General features: G+C 25.9%; 15 protein-coding genes, 2 tRNA genes, 1 rRNA gene and 1 pseudogene. 4 read left to right on the top strand and 15 right to left on the bottom strand.

The window, feature by feature from the left end; translation table 11 throughout:
• Positions 1 to 21: 21 nt before the first annotated feature.
• The gene (gene dnaQ / locus BUMPG002_RS01255) at positions 22 to 738 is read right to left on the bottom strand and encodes a DNA polymerase III subunit epsilon (protein ID WP_025368888.1); all 717 of its coding nucleotides are present in this window, start codon (positions 736 to 738) and stop codon (positions 22 to 24) included.
• Between the two features lie 110 nt (positions 739 to 848).
• Here dnaQ and BUMPG002_RS03275 point away from each other — a divergent pair.
• Together BUMPG002_RS03275 and gloB are read left to right on the top strand one after the other, a co-directional pair.
• Positions 849 to 1,246, top strand: a pseudogene (locus BUMPG002_RS03275) (RNase H family protein).
• A gap of 55 nt (positions 1,247 to 1,301) precedes the next feature.
• Complete coding sequence (gene gloB / locus BUMPG002_RS03155) at positions 1,302 to 2,072, top strand: hydroxyacylglutathione hydrolase (RefSeq protein ID WP_025368885.1); 771 nt, start codon at positions 1,302 to 1,304, stop codon at positions 2,070 to 2,072.
• Here the strand turns inward: gloB and BUMPG002_RS01240 are convergent.
• The 3 genes from BUMPG002_RS01240 to BUMPG002_RS01230 all read right to left on the bottom strand — a co-directional run bounded on the left by BUMPG002_RS01240 (position 2,054) and on the right by BUMPG002_RS01230 (position 3,816).
• Positions 2,054 to 2,126 (bottom strand) — tRNA-Ala (locus BUMPG002_RS01240). The two genes, gloB and BUMPG002_RS01240, sit on opposite strands and share 19 nt — an antisense overlap.
• A gap of 14 nt (positions 2,127 to 2,140) precedes the next feature.
• Positions 2,141 to 2,217 (bottom strand) — tRNA-Ile (locus tag BUMPG002_RS01235).
• A 53-nt stretch (positions 2,218 to 2,270) separates the two neighbouring features.
• Positions 2,271 to 3,816 (bottom strand): 16S ribosomal RNA (locus BUMPG002_RS01230).
• 356 nt (positions 3,817 to 4,172) lie between these two features.
• On the opposite strand from BUMPG002_RS01230, the gene argS reads away from it, so the two are divergent.
• Entirely contained in the window at positions 4,173 to 5,912 is a 1,740-nt protein-coding gene (gene argS / locus BUMPG002_RS01225; RefSeq protein WP_025384580.1) for an arginine--tRNA ligase, read from the top strand.
• Between the two features lie 116 nt (positions 5,913 to 6,028).
• On the opposite strand, the gene flhA is transcribed toward argS, so the two are convergent.
• Together flhA and flhB are read right to left on the bottom strand one after the other, a co-directional pair.
• On the bottom strand, positions 6,029 to 8,113 hold the full coding sequence (flhA, locus tag BUMPG002_RS01220; RefSeq protein WP_025368883.1) for a flagellar biosynthesis protein FlhA: 2,085 nt from the start codon (positions 8,111 to 8,113) through the stop codon (positions 6,029 to 6,031).
• A complete protein-coding gene (gene flhB / locus BUMPG002_RS01215) occupies positions 8,113 to 9,255 on the bottom strand; it encodes a flagellar biosynthesis protein FlhB (RefSeq protein WP_025368882.1) in 1,143 nt (380 codons plus the stop codon). The genes flhA and flhB overlap by 1 nt, the downstream gene beginning before the upstream one ends.
• 355 nt (positions 9,256 to 9,610) lie before the next feature.
• Here flhB and BUMPG002_RS01210 point away from each other — a divergent pair, with 355 nt between their 5' ends.
• The gene (locus tag BUMPG002_RS01210) at positions 9,611 to 11,329 is read left to right on the top strand and encodes a proline--tRNA ligase (protein WP_025368881.1); all 1,719 of its coding nucleotides are present in this window, start codon (positions 9,611 to 9,613) and stop codon (positions 11,327 to 11,329) included.
• A 271-nt stretch (positions 11,330 to 11,600) separates the two neighbouring features.
• Here the strand turns inward: BUMPG002_RS01210 and dnaE are convergent, their stop codons facing one another.
• The 9 genes from dnaE to rpsB all read right to left on the bottom strand — a co-directional run bounded on the left by dnaE (position 11,601) and on the right by rpsB (position 23,393).
• Positions 11,601 to 15,086: a DNA polymerase III subunit alpha gene (dnaE, locus tag BUMPG002_RS01205; protein ID WP_025384579.1), complete on the bottom strand. Its 3,486-nt coding sequence runs from the start codon at positions 15,084 to 15,086 to the stop codon at positions 11,601 to 11,603.
• Positions 15,087 to 15,121: 35 nt separating this feature from the next.
• Complete coding sequence (fabZ, locus tag BUMPG002_RS01200) at positions 15,122 to 15,577, bottom strand: 3-hydroxyacyl-ACP dehydratase FabZ (protein ID WP_025368879.1); 456 nt, start codon at positions 15,575 to 15,577, stop codon at positions 15,122 to 15,124.
• Positions 15,578 to 15,724: 147 nt separating this feature from the next.
• On the bottom strand, positions 15,725 to 18,127 hold the full coding sequence (bamA, locus tag BUMPG002_RS01195) for an outer membrane protein assembly factor BamA (protein WP_025368878.1): 2,403 nt from the start codon (positions 18,125 to 18,127) through the stop codon (positions 15,725 to 15,727).
• Between the two features lie 65 nt (positions 18,128 to 18,192).
• Positions 18,193 to 18,948 carry a polyprenyl diphosphate synthase gene (gene uppS, locus BUMPG002_RS01190; protein WP_025404222.1) on the bottom strand — a complete coding sequence of 252 codons (756 nt, stop codon included), beginning with the start codon at positions 18,946 to 18,948 and terminating at the stop codon, positions 18,193 to 18,195.
• 91 nt (positions 18,949 to 19,039) lie between these two features.
• Complete coding sequence (gene ispC, locus BUMPG002_RS01185; RefSeq protein ID WP_025368876.1) at positions 19,040 to 20,236, bottom strand: 1-deoxy-D-xylulose-5-phosphate reductoisomerase; 1,197 nt, start codon at positions 20,234 to 20,236, stop codon at positions 19,040 to 19,042.
• Between the two features lie 74 nt (positions 20,237 to 20,310).
• The gene (frr, locus tag BUMPG002_RS01180) at positions 20,311 to 20,868 is read right to left on the bottom strand and encodes a ribosome recycling factor (protein WP_025368875.1); all 558 of its coding nucleotides are present in this window, start codon (positions 20,866 to 20,868) and stop codon (positions 20,311 to 20,313) included.
• Positions 20,869 to 20,948: 80 nt separating this feature from the next.
• A complete protein-coding gene (pyrH, locus tag BUMPG002_RS01175) occupies positions 20,949 to 21,677 on the bottom strand; it encodes a UMP kinase (RefSeq protein WP_025368874.1) in 729 nt (242 codons plus the stop codon).
• Positions 21,678 to 21,777: 100 nt separating this feature from the next.
• Entirely contained in the window at positions 21,778 to 22,581 is an 804-nt protein-coding gene (gene tsf, locus BUMPG002_RS01170; RefSeq protein ID WP_025368873.1) for a translation elongation factor Ts, read from the bottom strand.
• 92 nt (positions 22,582 to 22,673) lie between these two features.
• Positions 22,674 to 23,393, bottom strand: a complete 720-nt coding sequence (gene rpsB / locus BUMPG002_RS01165; protein ID WP_025368872.1) for a 30S ribosomal protein S2 — start codon at positions 23,391 to 23,393, stop codon at positions 22,674 to 22,676.
• Positions 23,394 to 23,623 lie beyond the last annotated feature (230 nt).

Here is a 23,623-nt window from a genome sequence, read left to right as displayed (position 1 = left end):
TCTTTTTAATATTTCTTAAAATTACTTCCATAAACAGATATTTTTTTCTTTCATATATTTTAAATATTTTTCATGAAGATCTAATTCTTTTTGTGTAGGGCGTACTATTTTTAAAGAACGATTTTTTGATTTAAATAACGTATCTGATTTATTTAGTGATTTTTTATGATCAAATTTATTATAAGAAAATATAGATTCTTGACGACTCGTCATTAAAAGATATAATTTACCTAAAAGTTTAGCATCAATAATTGCACTATGTAAATTTCTATGAGATTTATTTATTTTATAACGAGCACAAAGCGCATCTAAAGTATTTTTTTTTCCAGGAAATAATTTTCTAGCAATTTTAAGAGTGTCAATAATAGAACAAAAATCATCAATTTTTTTTACTTTTTTATTTAACATTGAAAATTCTTGATTAATAAAACCCAGATCAAATGAAGCGTTATGAATTACTAATTCAGAATTTTTAATATAATCTAAAAATGTTTCAGCTATATCTCTAAAAACTGGTTTATTTAATAAAAAATCGTTAGTAATACCGTGAATTTTTAATGCTCCAGATTCTATTAATCTATTAGGTTGAAGATAAACATGGAAATTGTTTCCTGTAAAATGATTTTCAATGACTTCAACTGCACCAATTTCTATAATTCTATGATTAATATGAGGCAGTCCTATCGGATTTATACCTGTTGTTTCAGTATCTAATATAACTGTTCTTTTTTTATTCATCATTTTAAAAAAATAATTTTTGAAAGTAAGGGTGTACTATGCTAAAACTAGTTAAAATATTTACAGATGGATCTTGTTTGGGAAATCCTGGTACTGGAGGATATGGTACAATTTTACAATATAAATTACACGAAAAAATACTGACTGCAGGATTTTATTTAACAACTAATAACAGAATGGAATTAATGGCTGTAATTTCAGGTTTAGAATTTCTGAATCAATCTTGCTCTGTTGAAATAACAACAGATAGTTTATACGTTAAAAAAGGAATTTTAGATTGGATGCCTATATGGAAAAAAAAAAATGGAAAACTGCAAAAAAAAAATCTGTAAAAAATATAGATTTATGGTTACGTATGAATCATGCTTTAAAAAAGCATATTGTTACTTGGTTTTGGATTAAAGCTCATTCGGGTCATTTAGAGAATGAAAGATGTGATTTTATAGCACGTCAATCAGCTCAAAATCCTTGTATTAAAGATTTGTATTATGAAAAAAGCAAATTATAAAAAATTTTTAAAAGAGCATTTAATTTTTCAAATATATCAAAAAGGAAAAAAGTACATGATCTTAGAAAATATATCTATATTATCTGATAACTATGTTTGGTTTCTTTATGATACAAATAATTTTTGTATAATCATAGATCCTGGTTTATCTGAACCTATCATAGAGAAAATTAAGAAAAAAAAATGGAATCCTGTAGCTATTTTATTAACTCATAGTCATTCTGATCATACAGAAGGAGTGTCTGAAATTATTCAAAATTATCCAAGTGTAACTATTTTTGGACCGAAAGAAACCAGAAAAAATAGTGTAAATAGGATTGTATCAGGAGGAGAAAAACTATTTTTATTAAACAAAACAGTTTATGTTTTACCAACTCCAGGACACACATTAGGTCATGTTTCATATTATATGAAACCATATTTTTTTTGTGGAGATACTCTTTTTTCAGGAGGTTGTGGCCGTGTTTATAAGGAAAGATATTTAGAAATGTACAATTCAATAAAGCTGATATCATCTTTTCCTGATAATACTATGCTATGTTGTTCTCATGAATACACTTTATCTAATTTGTCTTTTGCTAAATTTATTTTACCAGAAGATAATATGATTAAAATTTATTATAAAAAAATCAAAAAATTAAGGTATTTAAATAAATCTAGTTTACCTTGTTATATCTTTTTTGAGAAAAAAATAAATTTATTTTTAAGAACAGATGAGAAAATATTAAAAAAATTTATGGGATTGAAAAATAGTTTAACGGATTTAGAAGTTTTTATTCAATTAAGATTAAGAAAAAATTATTTTATTGGAGCTAAGCGGGATTGAACCGCTGACCTCCTGCGTGCAAGGCAGGCGCTCTCCCAGCTGAGCTATAGCCCCAGATGATTGTTTCATGGTAGGCCTGAGTGGAATTGAACCACCGACCTCACCCTTATCAGGGGTGCGCTCTAACCATCTGAGCTACAAGCCTTCTAATTTTTTATTAGATAATTTGTGTGGGCACTTTCAATAAGTATAAATTTTTAAGGAGGTGATCCAACCGCAGGTTCCCCTACGGTTACCTTGTTACGACTTCACCCCAGTCATGAATCACAAAGTGGTAGGCGCCTTCCCGTTGAGGGTTAGGATACCTGCTTCTTTTGCAACCCACTCCCATGGTGTGACGGGCGGTGTGTACAAGGCCCGGGAACGTATTCACCGTGGCATTCTGATCCACGATTACTAGCGATTCCGACTTCGTGGAGTCGAGTTGCAGACTCCAGTCCGGACTACGATTTACTTTATGAGGTTTGCTTGTCTTTGCAGATTTGCTTCTCTTTGTATAAACCATTGTAGCACGTGTGTAGCCCTGGTCGTAAGGGCCATGATGACTTGACGTCGTCCCCACCTTCCTCCGGTTTATAACCGGCAGTCTCCTCTGAGTTCCCGGCCGAACCGCTGGCAACAGGGGATAAGGGTTGCGCTCGTTGCGGGACTTAACCCAACATTTCACAACACGAGCTGACGACAGCCATGCAGCACCTGTCTCACAATTCCCGAAGGCACTTTTTTATTTCTAAAAAATTTTGTGGATGTCAAGACCAGGTAAGGTTTTTCGCGTTGCATCGAATTAAACCACATGCTCCACCGCTTGTGCGGGCCCCCGTCAATTCATTTGAGTTTTAGCCTTGCGGCCGTACTCCCCAGGCGGTCGACTTAATGCGTTAGCTTCGGAAGTCACTTCTCTTGGAAACAACCTCCAAGTCGACATCGTTTACGGCATGGACTACCAGGGTATCTAATCCTGTTTGCTCCCCACGCTTTCGCACCTCAGTGTCAGTATTCGTTTAGGAGGCCGCTTTCGCCACAGGTATTCCTCCAGATATCTACGCATTTCACCGCTACACCTAGAATTCTACCTCCCTCTACGATACTCTAGTTTTTCAGTTTCAAATGCAGTTCCTAGGTTAAGCCTAGGGATTTCACATCTGACTTAAAAAACCACCTACGCGCTCTTTACGCCCAGTAATTCTGATTAACGCTTGCACCCTCCGTATTACCGCGGCTGCTGGCACGGAGTTAGCCGGTGCTTCTTCTTCAGGTAACGTCACAAAATAAAATTATTAGTTTTATTTCTTTCCTCCCTGCTGAAAGTACTTTACAACCCTAAGGCCTTCTTCATACACGCGGCATAGCTGCATCAGGCTTTCGCCCATTGTGCAATATTCCCCACTGCTGCCTCCCGTAGGAGTCTGGACCGTGTCTCAGTTCCAGTGTGGCTGGTTATCCTCTCAGACCAGCTAGAGATCGTAGCCTTGGTAAGCCATTACCTTACCAACAAGCTAATCTCGTCTGGGTTCATCCAAAAGCATGAGGCCTAAAAGGTCCCCCACTTTAGTTTTTCAACATTATGCGGTATTAGCTACCATTTCTAGTAGTTATCCCCCTCTTTTGGGTAGATCCCCAGATATTACTCACCCGTTTGCCGCTCGCCGACAAGAAAGCAAGCTTTCTTTCGCTGCCGCTCGACTTGCATGTGTTAGGCTTGCCGCCAGCGTTCAATCTGAGCCATGATCAAACTCTTCAATTGAAAAAACTTTTCTTAAAGAAATTAATCTCTAAGAGATTATCAAATAACAAAAAATAATTTTTGTACTTAATTGTCTGTGCCCACACAGATTATCTAATATTTTTTTAAAGAGCGTTTTTATATTTTTGAAACTTTAGAGTAGAGCTTACATTTTTTTAATTACCTTGTCAACCTTTTTTATAAAATATTTTTTTATATAATTTTAATAAAATGATATTTAATAAATAATAAAAAAAATATAATATATTATAAAAAATAAATAAACTCTATATTTAATAAAATTTTATTAAATATATATTTTTTATTGAAGTGTTAAATAAAAAAATCATTTCAATTTATTTTAAAAAGGTTTTAGCATGAATTTAAAAGATATACTAGAAAAAGATATTAAAAATGTTTTAATTCGAATTAATCCTATAAAATACTGTCATCCTATTGTTATATTAAACAAAAAAATACAATTAGGTCATTATCAACTGAACAATCTAATTAAAATAGCAAATACATTACAATTAGAACCATATAAATTATCTAAAATAATTATCTATAATATAAAAAAAAAATATATATATAAAAAAATAACATTTTCTGAACCTGGTTTTATTAATATTTTTATTTGTCATAATTGGTTATCTATAGAATTAGAAAAAATTTTTATTTCATATCGTCTTGGGATAAAGGTGACTACGCCAAAAAATATTGTTATAGACTATTCTTCTCCAAATATTGCTAAGGAAATGCATATTGGACATCTTCGATCTACTATTATTGGTGATGTAATAGTAAGAATATTACATTTTTTAGGTCATAATGTAATTAGAGCAAATCATATCGGTGATTGGGGAACGCAATTTGGTATGTTGATTGCATATTTAGAAGATATAAAATTAACAAGTATATCAAAAAATAGTACCACTTCTTTAGAAGAACTTGAAAAACTTTACTGTGAAGCAAAAAAAAAATATGATTCAGATAAATTATTTGCAAAAAAATCTAGAGAATATGTTGTTAAATTACAAAATGGAGATCAATACTGCTACAATATTTGGAAAAAATTAGTTCATATTACAATGCTTGAAAATCAAAAAATATATAACAAACTTAACGTTACATTAAAAAAAAATGATATTATGGGGGAAAGTTTATATAATAAAATGCTACCTGATATTATTGAAGATCTTAAAAATAAAAAAATAGCTACTGAAAAAAACGGTGCCACCATTGTTTTTTTAAGAGAATTTCAAAATAGATCAGGAGAACCGATGGGAGTTGTTATTCAAAAAAAAGATAAGGGGTTTTTATATTCTACAACTGATATAGCTTGTTTTAAATATAGATATGAAAGATTACATGCTGATCGTATCATATACTATACCGACGCTCGTCAACATCAACATTTAATGCAAGCATGGACTATAGCAAAAAAAGCTAATTATATACCACACGATTTATTATTAGAACATCATATGTTTGGTATGATGTTATCAAAAAACAAACGTCCATTTAAAACTCGAGATGGCAATAATATAAAACTTTCTAAACTTCTAGATGAAGCAATAGAAAGAGCAATAAAATTAATTAAAAAGAAAAAACCAAATTTATCTAAGAAAAAACTAATTTTATTAGCTGAAGTAATTGGAATTAGTGCAGTTAAATATGCAGATTTATCTAAAAATAGAAATACTAATTATGTATTTAATTGGGATACAATGCTCAGTTTTGAAGGCAATACAGCACCTTATATACAGTATGCTTATACAAGAATACTTTCCATTATAAAAAAATCAACGTTTCCTATAAGAAAATTAAAAGCAAGAATTATTTTAGAAAAAGAAAGTGAAATTAAATTAGCTATTAAAATATTAGAATTTGAAGAAATTGTTTTATTAATTTCTCAAAAAGGAACCCCACATATTATGTGTCAATATCTTTATCAACTTGCAACTTATTTTTCTATCTTTTATGAAAGTTGTTCAATACTCTTTGCTCAAAGAATCAAAATTTGTAAAAGCAGACTTAAATTATCTATTCTAACAGCAAAAACATTAAAAAAAGGACTAAATATGCTTGGTATTAAAACAGTTAAAAAAATGTAAAAAATTTTAAATGATTTATTTTATAATAAAAACAATCAGCAAGGTGAGGAAATAATGTAGTACCATCAACGTACCACTTACAACCACACCAACCTGTATTGAAAATAATAAATTAATTAATTTCCAATAATACTAGTCATTTTTATTTTTTTCATATCTGTAATCTCAAATTGAGATAAAACTGTTAATTCTGGAAAACTTTGACGTAAAAATTGAGATAAGAAATGTCGAAGACGATGACTTACCAATAAGACAAGAGGAGAACCTATTAATAATTGGTTTTGAATAGCTTCTTTTGTTTTTATTAATAAAGTTTCAGATAAAATAGGTTCTATAGTATTGGTATTGTTTTTTAAACTATTTAATAATAATTGTTCTAAATTTGATTCCAAACCTATAACTTCAATGATATTTTTTTTATAAAATAATTTTTGTGTAATAATTTTACTTAAGGCTATACGAACAATAGCAGTTAATTCATCAGGATCTTTTTGGATTCCTGCATATTCTGATAACGTCTCTAGAATAGTTCTCATATCACGTATTGGAACATGTTCTAATAATAAATTTCTAAGAATTTTATGAAAAACTGTCAAAGTAATTATATTCGGAATTAAATCCTCAGTTAATTTTGGCATGTCTCTAGCTATATATTCTATCAATTGTTGAGCTTCTTGACGACCAAATAACTCATGTATATTACTAGAAATCACAAAATTTAAATGAGTAGAAATTACAGTGCTAGATTCGACTACAGAATAACCTTTTTTTTGAGCTTCATTTTTAAATTCTTTGTTAATCCAATAACCAGATAAACCAAAAGTCGGTTCATATACTTTATCAAAAGGTAAAGATTCTGTTTCTCTTCCTGAATTAATAGCTAAAAAACAATCATATAGACATTTTCCTTTACCTATTTCTACACCTTTTATTAAAATTCGATAAGTATTTTCAGATAAATTTATATTATTTTTAATATGTATTAATGGAGGTAAAAAACCTATTTCTTGAGCAATTTTTTTTCGTATCATTTTTATTTTATTTAATAAATTATCTTTTTTATTAATATCAATCATAGGTGTTAAATTGTAACCTATTTCTATTTTTATAGGATCTTCAAGTGAAATATCATTCCAAGAAGCTTCTTCTAAAATAGAATCTTGTATTAATTGATATTCTTTATTTGAAAAATCATTATCTAAAAGATATTTTTTTTCATACAACCACCAAGACAAAATAAACAATAAAACTGTAAAAAACAAAAAGATAATATTTGGCATACCTGGTACTAACCCAAGAACACCTAATACTATAGCACTTAATAAAATTACTTGAGGATTATAAAATAATTGACTAACCATCTGTTCTCCAACATTTTGATTAGTACTTACTCGTGTTACGATAACACCTGCTGCAGTAGAAATGACTAAAGCTGGAATTTGAGCTACTAAACCATCTCCAATAGTTAATAAAGTATAAACTTCTGCAGCTTTATTTAAAGGCATCTGATGCTGTATTAAACCAATAATCAATCCCCCAAATATATTAAGAATCATAATTAAAATTCCAGCAATTGCATCCCCTCGAACAAATTTACTAGCACCATCCATAGAACCATAAAAATCTGCTTCTTGTGTTATTTTTGCACGACGTTTTTTTGCTTTTTCTTCACCAATTAAGCCTGCATTTAAATCAGCATCAATAGCCATTTGTTTTCCAGGCATCGCATCTAATATAAATCTAGCACCAACTTCTGCTATTCGACTAGCTCCTTTTGTAATAACTATAAAATTAATAATAACTAAAATGATAAAAACAACTATGCCAATAGCAAAATTACCTCCAACTAAAAAATGACCAAATGATTCAATTACTTTTCCTGCAGCATTAGTTCCAATGTGACCATTTAAAAAAATAACACGAGTAGAAGCTACATTTAATGCTAAACGTAATAACGTAGAAAAAAGCAAAATAGTTGGGAAAGCAGTAAATTCTAAAGTATGGCGAGTAAACATAGAAACAAGTAAAATTATTATTGATAACGCAATATTAAAAGTAAAAAAAACATCTAAAACGAAAGGAGCTAATGGTAAAACCATCATTGATAAAATCATTAAAATAAGTATTGGACCTGCAAGTATCTGCCATTGAGTTGTTTTGAAAATTTTTATAATGCGAAAAAAAGAAGAAAAATTAATCATTATTTTTTATGCTCTCTTATAAAAGTAAATTCTGATGGAACTATTATATTTTGGGGTTTTTCAGGAAAAATACCACCTTCTTTTTTCCATTTTCGTACTTTCCAAACCCATGCTAAAACTTCTGAAACAGCTTTATAAAGAGGACCTGGAATATATTGTCCTATTTCAGAATAACGATATAAAGCTCGAGCTAATGATGGAGCAGAAATAATAGAAATATTATTTTTAGAACCTAAAATTTGTATTTTAACAGCAATTTCACCTATTCCTTTAGCTATCACTTTAGGAGCATGCATTTTTTTTTCATCATATTGTAGAGCGACTGAATAATGTATAGGATTTGTTATAATTACGTCAGCTTTAGGTATGTCTGAAATCATTCGTCTGCGTATAGTTGCTCTCATTTCTTGTCGGATACGCATCTTAATACTTGGATTTCCTTCTTTCTCTCTTAATTCATCTTTTATTTCTTGATGAGTCATTTTTAATTTTTTATAGTAAGAAAATTGTTGTAAAATAATATCAAAGAAAACAATAGGAACAAGACCTAATATAACTAAAACACAACAGATAGCAATAATATTGAATCCATGTAATAATGAAGATATAGATCTTTCTTTTATTAAGAATAAAATTTCATAAAAAGAAACATATAAATACCAAAAAGATATACTACTCACAACAAATAACTTTAATATTATTTTAAAAAATTCCACTAGGATTTGAAAAGAAAAAATTCTTTTCAAACCATGAAAAGGATTTAATTTTTTAAAATTAAACTCTAATGATTTTAAATTTAATTTGATACCGCTCAAAAAAATTGAAGGAACTATAACTATAATTAATAAAGATATAAAAAAAGGTAAAAAAATAAAAAATACATTTTTTATAACTGTAAATATTTTCAACAAATTGTTTTTGTCATTAATAAGATTATTATTAAAACAAAAACTATTCAACATTACTTCACTAACACTCAAAAAAATAGTTTCTTTGAAGTACCATAAACTGATAAATCCAACTAATAAAATCAATAAAGAATTTAATTCACGAGAATATTTTGTTTTTCCTTTTTGACGAAATTTTTTAATCTTATGTTCAGTAGGATTTTCTGTTTTTTCTTCATTTACATTATGATTCATTTTGAATAATTTCAACCACTATTTTATTTATAAAAAATTTATTAAACCTCTCTCTTTAAAAAAAAACAAGCTAATTTTATTAATCCTTTAAATAAATCATATACATTTTTAAAAATATAAAAATACTCAATATTAGTATTTATTTTAAAAAAAAATATTTTAAAATATGTCAAACTTTTAGATTTTAAAAAGAAAAATATATTAATATTAATTTTATTAAAATCTATTATTTTGAAATAAATTATTTAACATAAGATTTTATTATATAATAAAAAAATATTTATGATTAAAACCAAAATTTTAAACTTTAACATTCATATTTTAATAAAAACCTCTATTTTTGAGATATCAATCCATGCGTACAAGTAAATATTTATTATCAACTTTAAAAGACATACCTTACGATGCAAAAATTATCAGTCATCAACTGATGATAAGAAGTGGCATGATTAGAAAAATATCATCTGGTTTATATGTTTGGCTTCCTACTGGTGTTAGAGTACTAAGAAAAATAATAAAAATAATTCAAACAGAAATGAGGAAAATAAATGCATTAGAAGTATCAATGCCAATTATACAGCCTGAATCTTTATGGAAAGAAAGTGGACGTTTAAAAATATATGGAGAAGAACTATTACAATTTTCTGATCGTCGAAAAAAAAAGTTTATCTTAGGACCTACTAATGAAGAAATTGTAACAAATTTTATTAATACTGAAATTCATTCATACAAAGAATTACCATTAATCGTCTATCAAATACAAACAAAATTTAGAGATGAAATAAGACCCCGTTTTGGGATTATTAGAACACGTGAATTTACAATGAAAGATGCTTATTCTTTTCATATCGACCAAAACTGTCTAAAAAAAACTTATCAAATATTTTATGATAGTTATATAAATATATTTAAAAAAATGCAATTAAATTTTCGCGTAGTACAAGCTGATTCAGGTTCTATGGGCGGAAATCTTTCTCATGAATTTCAAGCTTTATCTGAAAATGGAGAAGATGAAATAGTATTTTCAAATGATTTATCATATTCTTCCAATATGAATACAGCTGAATCTATGGAAGTAATAAACTTTTTAAAAAATAAAAATAATTCAAAAAATATTAATGAATTACTTAAAACTAAAAAATCTATAATATCTTCTGAACAATTAAACACTCCTTTAAGAGATCAAATCAAAACTATCTTAGTTCGTACTAAGAAAAATTCTATTCATCCAATAGCCGCGTTGTTAATACGTGGAGATCATGAACTAAATATATTTAAAATAGAAAAAATTGACATACTTGAAAAACCTGTAGTATTTCTTGATGAAAAAGAAATTATTTCTTTAATAGGTGTAACAAAAAAATTTTTAGGACCTTTAGGATTAAAAATACCCATTATTGCAGATATATCTACTTATAAAATGAAAAATTTTACTATTGGTGCTAATATTGAAAGCCAGTTTTTTATCAATGTCAATTGGAATATTGATCTATCAATACCTGTAATTCAAGATATTCGAAAAGTAGTAAAAAATGATTTAAATCCTAATGGTACAGGATATTTGAATGTTAAAAAAAGTATTGAATTAGGTCATATATTTCAGATAGGCACAAAATATTCGAAAAAAATGAAAGCATGTATTAAAGCAAGCAATGGCAGTGAAAAAAATTTATATATGGGATGTTATGGTATCGGTATCACACGAATTGTAGCAGCTGTCATCGAACAAAATCATGATAAAAATGGTATTATTTGGCCTACTTCTATCGCACCTTTTCAAGTAGTCATTATGCCTATAAATATACATAAATCTCTTGAAATTAAAAATATAGCAAATTTTTTATATAATAAACTTAAAGAAAAAAGAATAGATGTTATTTTAGATGATCGAAATCAACAACCAGGAATCATGTTTAACGAAATGGATTTAATTGGTATTCCGCATCAGATTATAATTGGAAAAAATTCTATCATTAATAATAATGTGGAATATCGAGAAAGAAAAAATAAAAAATCTATTTTCATTGGTATAAAAGAAACTATCAATTTTATCTCTCAAAAACTTAAAAAGTAAAATATAAAAATTTTTTTAGATATATTGGAACCGACTATAGATTTATTTTTTCTTTATTAAATATTACGCTAAAAAAAAGTAATAATATTATATAAAATAACTCGCATTATCTTTTTATTATAATTAATATTTTTGCGAGTTATATAATAACTTTAAAATAGTTTATTTAATATTTAAATAGTATATATTCTACAAATATAAATTTTTTATTTCTTGAAAAAAATAAATTCAAATAATAGTTATATTTGAGAAATAATATACATACTATTTTTTAGCAAAATTTTAATTTTATTTTTTTTGATCTTTCTAATTCTTTTAATTTATTTAAAAAAACATCTGTAATTTTAACAAACCATTTTTCATTTAATTTAAAATTTAAACAGATTGTTTTATTATAGTAAGAAATATGAATAGAAACATTTCCTTTAGGTTGTTTTTCTAAATATCTATATAATTTTTTTAAAAACAAAGTGTCTATTTTTTTTTCTTCTAATATAATAGTTAATTTTTGTATGTATTTTTCACGTGCTATATCTAAACTCATAATTTCAGAAGCAGTCATTTTAATATTTTTGTTAACAACACTAGTATGTAATATTCCTCTTACAAGTAAAATTTTATTTAATTTTAATAAGGGTTCATATATATCTAATAAACTAGTAAAAATGACTACTTCTAATCGGCTAGTGTTATCGTCTAATATTAAAAAAGCTATACGATTTTTATTTTTAGTTAATTTAATTTTGATAGAAACTACTATTCCTGCTACTAAAACTTGTTTATTTTTGATCAAATGTTCTAAACTTGATAATGTAATACCATTTAAATAATGTTTTAATTCTGTTTTATATTGATTAATAGGATGCCCAGTTAGGTAAAATCCTAATACTTGATATTCATCCTCTAATTGATCGACTTCAGAATATGCTAGATTAATAAAATTATTTTTTTTAACTTGTTTTAATTCATTTGAAAAAGAACCAAAAAGACTTTCTTGTTTAAAATATTTAATTTTAATAAACTCTTTTGACGCTTTTATAGCATCATCAATCGATCTAAGTAAATAATTTCTAGGTTTGTTAAAACAATCACAACTTCCAGACATTATTAATTTTTCTAATACTCGACGTGTAATTTTATTAGAATCCATACGAATACAAAGATCAAATAAATCAACAAAAAATCCATTTTTTTTTCTTTCCTTAATAAGATTCAATACTGAATTTTCTCCTATACCTTTAATAGCTCCTATACCATAAACTATGTTATTTTCATCATTAACGTAAAATTGATATCTACTTAAATTGACATTAGGAGGTATAATTTTAATACCCATTTTGAAACTTTCATTAACTAAAATTACAATTTTTTCTGTATTATCTATATCAGAAGTCATAGCCGCAGCCATAAATTCAGCAGGATAGTGTGATTTTAACCATAAAGTTTGATAAGAAACTAAGGCATAAGCTACAGAATGAGATTTATTAAATCCATATCCTGCAAATTTTTCTAATAAATCAAAAATTTTTATTGCTAATTTTTGATTAATACCGTTTTTCAAAGCTCCTTCTTGAAATATAGCTCGTTGTTTACCCATATCTTTAAGATTTTTTTTGCTCATTGCACGTCTTAAAATATCTGCACCACCTAAAGTGTAACCTGCTAAAACTTGAGCAATTTGCATCACTTGTTCTTGATATAAAATAATACCATATGTGGATTCTAATATTGGTTTTAATAATATATGTTCCCATTTGTGATCAGGATATGAAATCTTCTCACGTCCATGTTTTCTATTAATAAAATTATCAACCATACCAGATTGCAAAGGACCAGGTCTAAAAAGTGCCAATAAAGCAATTATATCTTCAAAACAATCAGGTTTTAATCTTTTAATTAGCTCTTTCATACCATAAGATTCTAATTGAAAGACAGCAGTAGTTTCAGATTTTTTTAATAAATTAAAGCATTTATCATCATTAAGAGGAATAGAATTAATATTGATAGATTTCTTTTTATTAATTTTTAACTTAAAATTAATCATTTCCATAGCGTAACTAATTATAGTTAAAGTACGTAAGCCAAGAAAATCAAATTTTACTAACCCTATATATTCTATATCATTTTTATCAAACTGAGTTACTGGATTATTTCCATTTTCATCACAATACAATGGACAAAAATCAGTAATTTTAGTAGGAGAAATAACCACACCTCCTGCATGCTTACCCACATTTCTATTTGTTCCTTCTAATTTTTTAGCTAAATCAATCAAAATTTTAACATCTTCATTATTTTTATAAAGATTATATAATTCTGGTTCTTTAGAAAAAGCGTCATTTAATGTTATACCAGGATCTAATGGTACTAATTTAGATAATTTATTTATAAAACCATATGGATATCCCAAGACTCGACCAACATCTCTAATCACAGCTTTTGCTGTCATAGTACCAAAAGTAATAATCTGAGCGACTGCATTTCTACCATATATATCTGAAACATGATCAATGACTTTATCACGTTTATCCATACAAAAATCAATATCAAAATCAGGTAATGAAACACGTTCTGGATTTAAAAATCTTTCAAATAAAAGATTAAAAAATAAAGGATCTATTTCCGTAATATTTAATGCATAAGCGACAAGAGAACCTGCACCAGAACCTCGTCCTGGACCTACTGGTATATTATTATCTTTAGCCCATTTTATGAATTCCATTACAATTAAAAAATATCCAGGAAACTTCATTTCATTAATTACATTTAATTCCATATCCAGACGATTTTTATATTTTTCATATATAAATTGACTTTTTTTATCATTTAAATTAAATAAATTTAAACGTTTTTTCATACCTTTATATGCTTCTAATATTAAATAATTTTCAACACTTATATTTCCTGTTGGGAACTGTGGTAAAAAATATTTCCCAGAACAAATAAAAACATTACAACGTTTTGCAATTTCTACACTATTAATAAGAGCTTCTGGAATATCAGAAAAAAGACGACACATTTCTTCTTCACTTTTTAAAAATTGCTCATTACTATAATTATGTTGAATTTTCGATTCTTGTAATATTTCACCTTCATTAATAGCAATTCTAATTTTGTGAACTTTAAAATCTTCTTTACTTAAAAAACAAACATCATTAGTCGCTACAACAGGAATTTTTTTAGAAAAAGACAAATCTATTGCTAAATTTAAATATTTTTCTTCGTTATCTCGATCTGTACGAAATAATTCTAAATAATAAGCATTAGGAAAATATTTTTGATAAAAAGATAAACAATTATAAACTAATGATAATTCTCCATTTAGTAAGATTTTTCCAATCTCACCTTGAGATCCTCCAGATAATAGTATTATTCCTTTATTAATTTCTAATAACCATCTTTTTTCAATAGTGACATTATAATTATTAATATATCCTTTTTGATATGCTCTAGAAATTAATAAAATTAAATTTTTATATCCTATTTCAGTCGAAGCTAATAAAGTTAATTTTGTTAATTCGTTATTTAATAAATTAGAAAAAAAATTTACTGTAATACCAATAATAGGTTTGACACCAAGTCTATGTGCAGCATTATAAAATTTAATTACTCCATACAAATTGTTATAATCTGTTATTGCAAGAGCAGACATACCAAAAAATGCTGCTTTTTTAACTAAATCTTCAGGTTTAGATAATCCATCAATAATTGAATAGTCACTATGTACATTAAGATGAACAAATTTTGGTTCATTCATATATTTTCCGAAATTTATATAAATATATATTTTCATTAAAAAAAAGATTTTTTAGCAAAAATTATTGTAGATTTACAAACAATCTCATCATCAACTATAGCAATATTTTTAAATCGTAAAATATTTCTATCAGATTTTAAAATAGTTACTTCTATAAATATTTGATCCCCAGGAATAGCATTTTTCTTAAAACGAGTATTATCAATTCCTACAAAATAATGTAACTTGTTTATATCTAATAAACCTGTACTTTTATATATCAAAATACCTGATGCTTGGGCCATTGCTTCAATAATTAACACACCAGGAAAAACTGATTCTGTCAAAAAATGACCTTGAAAATATGGTTCATTAATAGTACAATTTTTTACTGCTTTTAGATATTTAAATTTTTGAAAATTTAAAACTCGATCTATAAGTAAAAAAGGGTAACGATGAGGTAAAATTTTTAAAATTTCTTTAATATTTAAAGTTTGATTTATACAATTCAAAACATTTACCTTATTTTTTTTAAAATTAATAGTGTTAAAATATATAATTACTATTTTTAGATAGATTAAAAATATGTAATATTTTTGAATAAATATAATTTTACAGTCATTAATAAAAAATATCTTATTTATAGAATTATTTTAAAATTACCAGTTTTTACCAAAATTAAATTGAAATGCTTCTAATTGATGATTTTTATTTTTTTGAATAGGAAAAGCATAAGAAAAAACTAACGGACCGATAGGAGAAAACCATTGTAATGAAAAACCATATGATGCATAAATATCATTTAGACTATTATTTTTTAAAAATTTTAATGAACTAATACTGTTTATATTATTCCACTTAACGTCCCAAATATTACCAGCATCTAAAAAAAAAGAAGATCGAAGAAATTCAGAATACTGATGGTTTATAAATGGAAGAGGTGTAATTAATTCTAAATTAGTGATAAAAATTGAATTTCCACCAATAGAATCAACAGATTCACATAACTGATTATTTTGATCTTTAATACAATTTTTTAAATCAGAATTATTATAATTTTTTTTAGGACCGATACTATTAACACGAAAACCGCGAATATTATTAATACTATTAGCATAAAAATTTTCATAAAAAGGCAGTTTTTCTTCATTAAAACTATTTCCTAAACCTAAATGAATATGGCTTAAAAAAATAAAATTGTGTTTTTTATTTAATGGAATATACTCTTCACTATCTAATATTATTTTATAAAAATTATTATCAGAACCAGGAATTGTATTTTTTCCACTTATATATGTCTGATTTCCAGAAATAGGAAAATAAAAATATTTTAAACTATCATATATCCAAGAATAGTTTAAAGTAAAGTCATTCACTAAACTATCTTCTAAAAAATTTTTATTTAATGATTTTTTTATTAAGGGAATAATTTTTTCTTTTTTTTCTGTATTAATAATACCATTATGAGTATATCCTATTCCCAAATTAACTTTATTAGTATCATTAATTAAAAATCCTAAATTGCTCTCAAAACCATAAGTATTCTTCGTTAGATTAGAAATATTATTTAAATTATATTTTAAATCATTATAAAATAATCTAGTATTTAAATCTATGTTATTAGAAATGAAATATGGATAATTAATTGACAAATCAGTATATTTTTGATTTTTATTTTTAATAGCACTAGCTTTTAGGGAATTTCCAGAGCCAAATATATTTTTTTGAGAAAAAGAAGTATTAAAACTCACGCCACTATCTATTCCATATCCTAAACCAAAATTTATGGATCCAGTAGATTTTTCTTTCACTATATAAGTAATATTTACTTGATTAGAATTATGAGAATCTATATTTTTTATGATTTGAACTTCACTAAAATATTTTGTTTTTTCTAATGATTCTCTACCAGATTCTACTAATGTTGCATTAAAATATTTTCCTTCCATTTGTTTGATCTCACGACGTAAAACTTCGTCTTGAGTCAACTCATTTCCTCTAAAATGAATTCTTTTTACAAAATAACGTTTTTTAATATTTATATTAAAATCTAATGTTATTGTTTTTTTTTCATGATTAATGCGTGGGTTAACTGTCACTTCAGCATTTATATATCCAAATTCAGATAATAATCTTGTTATTTCTTTTTTAATAAAATCAATTTTTTCTTGATTATATAATTCATTGATACTTATATTAACAATTTTTTTAATATGTTTTTCATATGGAAAGAAATTACCATTGAGAAAAAAATGAGAGATTTTATATTTTTTCCCCTCAAAAATATTAATTACAATATCCACATAATTTTTATCTTGAAAAAAATTTATTTTTTTTTCATCTATTTTAAAATAAAAATATCCCTGGTTTAAATAAAAACTACTCAGACTATCTAAATCTTTATTAAATTCTTTAGGAGAATAAATATTCTTATCTAAAAAATTCCACCAAGCACTATGACTTTTTAGTTTAAATAACGACATTATTTTTTCTTCAGAAAAAGCGTTATTTCCAAATATTTTTATACTATTAATTTTTGTTATCACACCTTCATCAATAAGTATTTTTAAAGTTATATTATTTTCTTTAGAAAAAAATTTTAATATTTTTACATTTGCTTTATATCTTCCAAGATTATAATAAAAATCTTCTATTGTTTTAATAAAAATATTAACAAAAAAAGGATTAAATACATCACCTTTTTTAATGTTTAATTTTTTTAAATATTTCTCTAAAATAGTATTATTAATCAAACTATTACCAGATATAATAATATTCGAAATAATAGGTCTCTCTTTAACATTAAAAATAATTGTTTTACCTGAATAAATAACTTTGATATCTTCAAATTTACCAGTTTGGAATAAAGACTTAATACTGTTTTTTACATCATATTCAGATATTTTATTTCCTATACTAAAAAAAATATTTTTTAATGTTTCGTTTTTTGAAAAGTTTTTCAATCCTTGAAATTGAATATCTTTTACGGTCCATGTATTTTTAGCGCAAACAGTAAGACTAAAAAACAAGAAAAAAGATAAAAAAATTTTTTTTATTAACATTGTTACTATTTTTCCTACAATAGATTTCGTCTTTTATAAAAATTCTAATCATATATTAAAAAATATTATTCTTCATATTTTTTAAACCCTCCAAAACGACGTTCGCGAGATATAAAAGAATCTATAGCATTTTGAAAAATATGTCGATTAAAATCAGGCCATAAAACATCAGTAAAATATAATTCAGAGTAAGCTATTTGCCATAATAAAAAATTACTAATTCTTTTTTCTCCTCCTGTTCTAATTACTAAATCTACTGGAAAAAGATCACTAGTAGATAAAAACTGAGAAAGAGTATTTTCTTTAATTTGTTCTACATTCAAGAATCCTTTTTGGACTTGATTCACAATTTTTTTTACGCTTTGGATTATATCCCACCGTCCACCATAATTGATAGCTACATTTAAAATTAAACCGTTGTTTTCCAAAGTGATCTTTTCTGCTTGATGAATATTATATTGCAATTTTTCATCAAAATATGTAATATCTCCAATCACTTTTAATCTAATATTATATTTTTTTAAATTTTTAATTTCACTATGTAATGCAAATAAAAATAATTTCATTAATGATTTAACTTCAAATAATGGACGATTCCAATTTTCACTACTAAAAGCATATAAAGTTAATATTTTAAAATTATTTATAATAGCAAATTTTACTGCTTTTTTTACTGCTTCAAAACCTGCTTTATGACCTAAAACACGCGTTTTTCCTTTTTTATTCGCCCAACGCCCATTTCCATCCATGATAATTGCTACATGACGAAGATTTGTTTCTTCCATTCTTTTTTTATATTTCAATGAAGAACTATGCAACATAATATATATAATTTTCTCTTTAAAAATAGAATGTTTTTAAAAATTCTAAATAAAATAATGAATAAAAATATAATTAAAAAATTATATATCTTTAAGGAATCAGGGATAATATTTTTTTTCTAGCTAATGTTCTTGATTTTTTATCAATTTCTAAAATATCTTCAATACATGTAGGTTCTGAAAAACAAGAAGACATTAATACTTCAAAATTGATCTCAAAAATTTTATTAAAAGAAATTTTATATTCTAGAAAAGCAGAAACGACAATTTCATTAACAGCATTTAATACTATCATAGCAGCTTGACCTTCAGAAAAAGCATCAATAGCTAATTTCAAACATGGAAATTGAACAAAATCAGGTTCAAAGAAAGATAGATTATTTATTTTTGAAAAATTTAAAAAATCTGCCCCTGAATTAATACGATCTGGCCAAGACATAGCGTATGAAATAGCAATTCTTATATCTGGAACTGATAATTGTGCTAATACAGCTCCATCATAATATTGAACCATAGAGTGAATTATTGATTCAGGATGAATTAAAATTTCTATTTCTGATTCTAATGTATTAAATAACCATCTTGCTTCAGCATATTCCAAACCTTTATTCATCATAGTTGCTGAATCTATAGATATTTTTTTTCCCATTTTCCAATTGGGATGAGAACACGCTTGTCTTGGAGTTACATTCGATAAATCAGAGGAAGAAAAATTATATAAAGGACCTCCTGAACCAGTTAAAACAATCTTCTTTATTCCATTTTTTTTTAAATTAGATACACCTAAGTTTTTCTGCATATTTGAAGGTAAAGCTTGAAAGACAGCATTATGTTCACTATCAATAGGAAGTATTTGAGCTCCACTAAAAGATAGTGCTTTCATAAATAAAGAACCAGAAGTAATTAAAGATTCTTTATTAGCTAATAATATTGTTTTTCCAGCATTTATTGCAGCTAATGTAGGTAACAAACCTGCCATTCCAACAATAGCAGCTATTACTTGATCAGTTTCTGGTAATGCAGCTAATTGACAAATAGCTTGCTCTCCGTACAAAACATAAGTCTTTATTTTTCTTTTTTTTAATTCTATTTTTAATATATTAGCAGATTTTTCATTTTTCATTGCCACCCATTCAGGAGAAAATAATTTACATTGCTTTAACATAGTAGCAACATCTGTATTAGCTACTAAAGCAATTATTTTAAATAAATTTGGGTTCTTTTCAACAATAGATAAAGTGTTAATCCCAACAGAACCAGTTGATCCTAAAATGGTTATTTTTTTCATAAATATTCTTGTTTTAAACAACAATCAATTTTCACTATACAATTAATACAAACATATACTTGACAAGTATAATTTTAAAATTTCATCAGTTCTATTTCTTTTTTTGATAAAATAGAGTCAATTTTTTTAATATATTTATCTGTCATTTTTTGTATTTTAACTTCTTCAGTACGTTCTTCATCTTCACTAATCATTTTACTTTTTAGAAGTTTTTTAATTTTATCATTAGCATCTCTACGAATATTTCTAATACAAATACGACTATTTTCTGCATCAATACGAATTACTTTAATTAATTGCATTCTTCTTTCTTCGGTTAATGTTGGTATTTGTATTAATATATCTTTACCATGTACAATAGGATTTAAATCTAAATTTGAGTTTAAAATAGCTTTCCTAATTAAAGTAGTAATAGAAGAATCAAAAACGTTAATTTTCAGAGTATTTGTATTTTCAACCACTATATTACAAACTTCACGTAAAGAAGTTTTAGAACCAAAATATTCAATATAAATACCATGAAGCAGCGTTGGTGATGCTCGACCAGTTCTCATGTTATTAACATTATTTTGAAATATTTGTATACAGGTTTCCATTTTTTCATAATTTTTTGTATTTATCTGATTGATCACATCATTACCTTTACTATATATTTTAAAATTAACTCAAACGTTTTTTGATGATAAATATTTTAAAATTGTAATTCAAATATTTATTCAGTAATCAGTGTTCCCTCGTCTTTTCCCATGATAATACGATATAAAGATCCAGGTTTGTTTATATTAAAAACCCGAATGGGGAGATGATAATCTCTAGCTAAAGTAAAAGCAGATAAATCCATTACTTTTAGTTCTTTTTTAAGAACATCTTTATAAGTTAATTTTTTGTAAAGAATAGCACTAGAATCTTTTTTTGGATCTGTTGAATATACTCCATTGACTTTAGTTCCTTTTAAAATAATATCAGATTCTATTTCAATACCACGTAAACAAGCAGCTGAATCAGTTGTAAAAAAGGGATTTCCTGTACCGGCAGCAAAAATAATAATAAAATTATTAGATAATAAATTCATAGCTCGTTCGCAACTATATATTTCACAAATACCATTTAGAGGTATTGCAGACATTAAACAAGTTTTAATAGAAGAAATAGAATTTATTGTGTCTTTCATTGCTAAACTATTAATCACTGTGGATAGAATACCTATATGATCAGCAGCTACTCGATTTAAACCTAGTTGAGATAACCTAGCACCACGAAATAAATTACCACTACCAATTACTAAACCTACTTGAATACCAATTTCTGCTATAGATTTAATTTCTTTTGCTATTCTTTTTAAAGATTCTATATCAATACCAAATTCATTAATTCCTTGCAACACTTCTCCACTTACTTTCAATAAAATACGTCGATATATAAATCTTTTATTCGTAGACATATTTCTCAACCTAAATATATTTTTATATTAATATCAACATATCTAATAAAATCTTTCATTTTTAGAAAAAATTTACATCTTATTTCAATGTATAATTTCTTTAGAAAATAACTTCACCTAATTCAAATCTAACAAATGAATTGATATGGATATGGTGTTCGCTTAATATATTTCCTACTGTTTTATTAGAATCCATTATAAAATTTTGAGTAACAAGAGAAATGTTATTAATAAATTTATTCATCTTTCCTTCTAGAATCTTATTCAATATATTATGAGATTTACCAAGTTTTTTTGCTAGTTCTAATTGAACTTGATATTCACGTTGAAAAACCGTATCTGGTACATTTTTTGGATCCACATATTCTGGTTTACTTGCCGCTATATGCATTGCAATATTTTTTAGTATAATCGGATTTAAAAGATTAGCATCAACTAGTACGCCAATTCGAACACCATGAATATATGCAATAATATTTTCGCCCTGCATAAAATGGAAACGACGTATATTAATATTTTCACCTACTTTTAAAACTAAATCTGTTCTTTTATCTTCGAATATTTTTTTTAATATTTGAATATCTTGTATATTTTTTTCTAATGCTGTTAAAACTAGCTCTTCTCCGAACATTCTAAATGAATTATCTTTAGAAACAAAATCAGTTTCACAATTTAATTCAAGCATGACACCAATATTATTTTTAGTTCTTGAAAAAATCACACCCTGATTAGTAATATTATTTATCTTTTTTTCAGCATTCATTTTTCCTGATTTTCGTAAATTATCAATTGATAATTCTATATCTCCATGTTCTTCTAATAATGCTCGTTTACATTCTAGAAATCCTACTCCTGTACGAGATCTCAGTTTTTTAATAAGATCAGCAGTAATGTTAACTGTCATTTTAATCCTCTTTTTACTATAAATCATTTTACTTTGATTAGATCGTATTTATTTTTCTTAAAATAAAAAATCAAAATATCTATTTTAAGTCTTTATTTATTAGAATTGATTAATGTTGTGCTTGATAAAATTGGATTATTTATTTTTGAAATACTAAGAGATACGGATTTCAAATATAATGTTACTGACCTAATAGCGTCATCATTACCTGGTATAACGTAATCGACACCATCAGGATTTGAATTAGTATCAACTATAGAAAACACAGGAATACCTAAATTATTTGCTTCCCTTATAGCAATATGTTCATGTGAAGCATCAATAACAAATAAGCAATCAGGTAATCCGCCCATATTTTTGATTCCTCCTAAACTATTTTCTAATTTAGATAATTCTCGTGATCTTATTAAAGCTTCTTTTTTAGTTAATTTAGAAAAAGTACCATCTTTAGATTCCATTTCTAAATCTTTCAAACGTTTGATAGACTGTCGTACAGTTTTCCAGTTAGTTAACATGCCTCCTAACCAACGATGATTTACAAAAAATTGATCACAATTAATAGCAACTTCTTTTATACTTTTACTTGCGGCTCGCTTTGTACCTACAAAAAGTATTCTACCTTTTCTTAAAGCAATTTTTTTTAATTCATTAAGAGCAAAGTGAAACATAGGAAGAGTTTTTTCTAAATTAATAATATGAACTCTATTACGAGTACCGAAAATAAAAGGTTTCATTTTCGGATTCCAATAACGCGTTTGATGACCGAAATGAACTCCTGCTTTTAACATATCTCGCATTGATACTATTTCCATAAAAATAACCTCTTATTTAAAAAAACAGTTTTAAAAATTTAAATATACATTGGAAAATATGAAAAACTTTGATAAGTATTATATTAAAGAAAAAAAAATATTAATATATTAATATTCTATTTTTCATATCGTTTTTACACTTTATTCATATCGTTTTTACACTTTAAAATAATTTATATCACATTTTCTTATTAGAAATCTGAATAATTATCTAAATATTTTATATTTCA

The organism is Buchnera aphidicola str. G002 (Myzus persicae), assembly GCF_000521565.1.
In the GTDB taxonomy this organism is placed as follows: domain Bacteria; phylum Pseudomonadota; class Gammaproteobacteria; order Enterobacterales; family Enterobacteriaceae; genus Buchnera; species Buchnera aphidicola_C.
The sequence above is the reverse complement of the archived record's forward strand: the minus strand, read 5'-3'. Positions and strand labels throughout refer to the sequence as shown.

Excerpts from the sequence above, each read along its gene's own strand:
- flhB (WP_025368882.1), bottom strand. The coding sequence starts at position 9,255 with ATGAATCATAATGTAAATGAAGAAAAAACAGAAAATCCTACTGAACAT.
- dnaE (WP_025384579.1), bottom strand. The coding sequence starts at position 15,086 with ATGAATGAACCAAAATTTGTTCATCTTAATGTACATAGTGACTATTCA.
- ispC (WP_025368876.1), bottom strand. The coding sequence starts at position 20,236 with ATGAAAAAAATAACCATTTTAGGATCAACTGGTTCTGTTGGGATTAAC.
- pyrH (WP_025368874.1), bottom strand. The coding sequence starts at position 21,677 with ATGTCTACGAATAAAAGATTTATATATCGACGTATTTTATTGAAAGTA.
- tsf (WP_025368873.1), bottom strand. The coding sequence starts at position 22,581 with ATGACAGTTAACATTACTGCTGATCTTATTAAAAAACTGAGATCTCGT.
- bamA (WP_025368878.1), bottom strand. The coding sequence starts at position 18,127 with ATGTTAATAAAAAAAATTTTTTTATCTTTTTTCTTGTTTTTTAGTCTT.
- gloB (WP_025368885.1), top strand. The coding sequence starts at position 1,302 with ATGATCTTAGAAAATATATCTATATTATCTGATAACTATGTTTGGTTT.
- flhA (WP_025368883.1), bottom strand. The coding sequence starts at position 8,113 with ATGATTAATTTTTCTTCTTTTTTTCGCATTATAAAAATTTTCAAAACA.
- BUMPG002_RS01210 (WP_025368881.1), top strand. The coding sequence starts at position 9,611 with ATGCGTACAAGTAAATATTTATTATCAACTTTAAAAGACATACCTTAC.
- argS (WP_025384580.1), top strand. The coding sequence starts at position 4,173 with ATGAATTTAAAAGATATACTAGAAAAAGATATTAAAAATGTTTTAATT.
- dnaQ (WP_025368888.1), bottom strand. The coding sequence starts at position 738 with ATGAATAAAAAAAGAACAGTTATATTAGATACTGAAACAACAGGTATA.
- uppS (WP_025404222.1), bottom strand. The coding sequence starts at position 18,948 with ATGTTGCATAGTTCTTCATTGAAATATAAAAAAAGAATGGAAGAAACA.
- rpsB (WP_025368872.1), bottom strand. The coding sequence starts at position 23,393 with ATGGAAATAGTATCAATGCGAGATATGTTAAAAGCAGGAGTTCATTTC.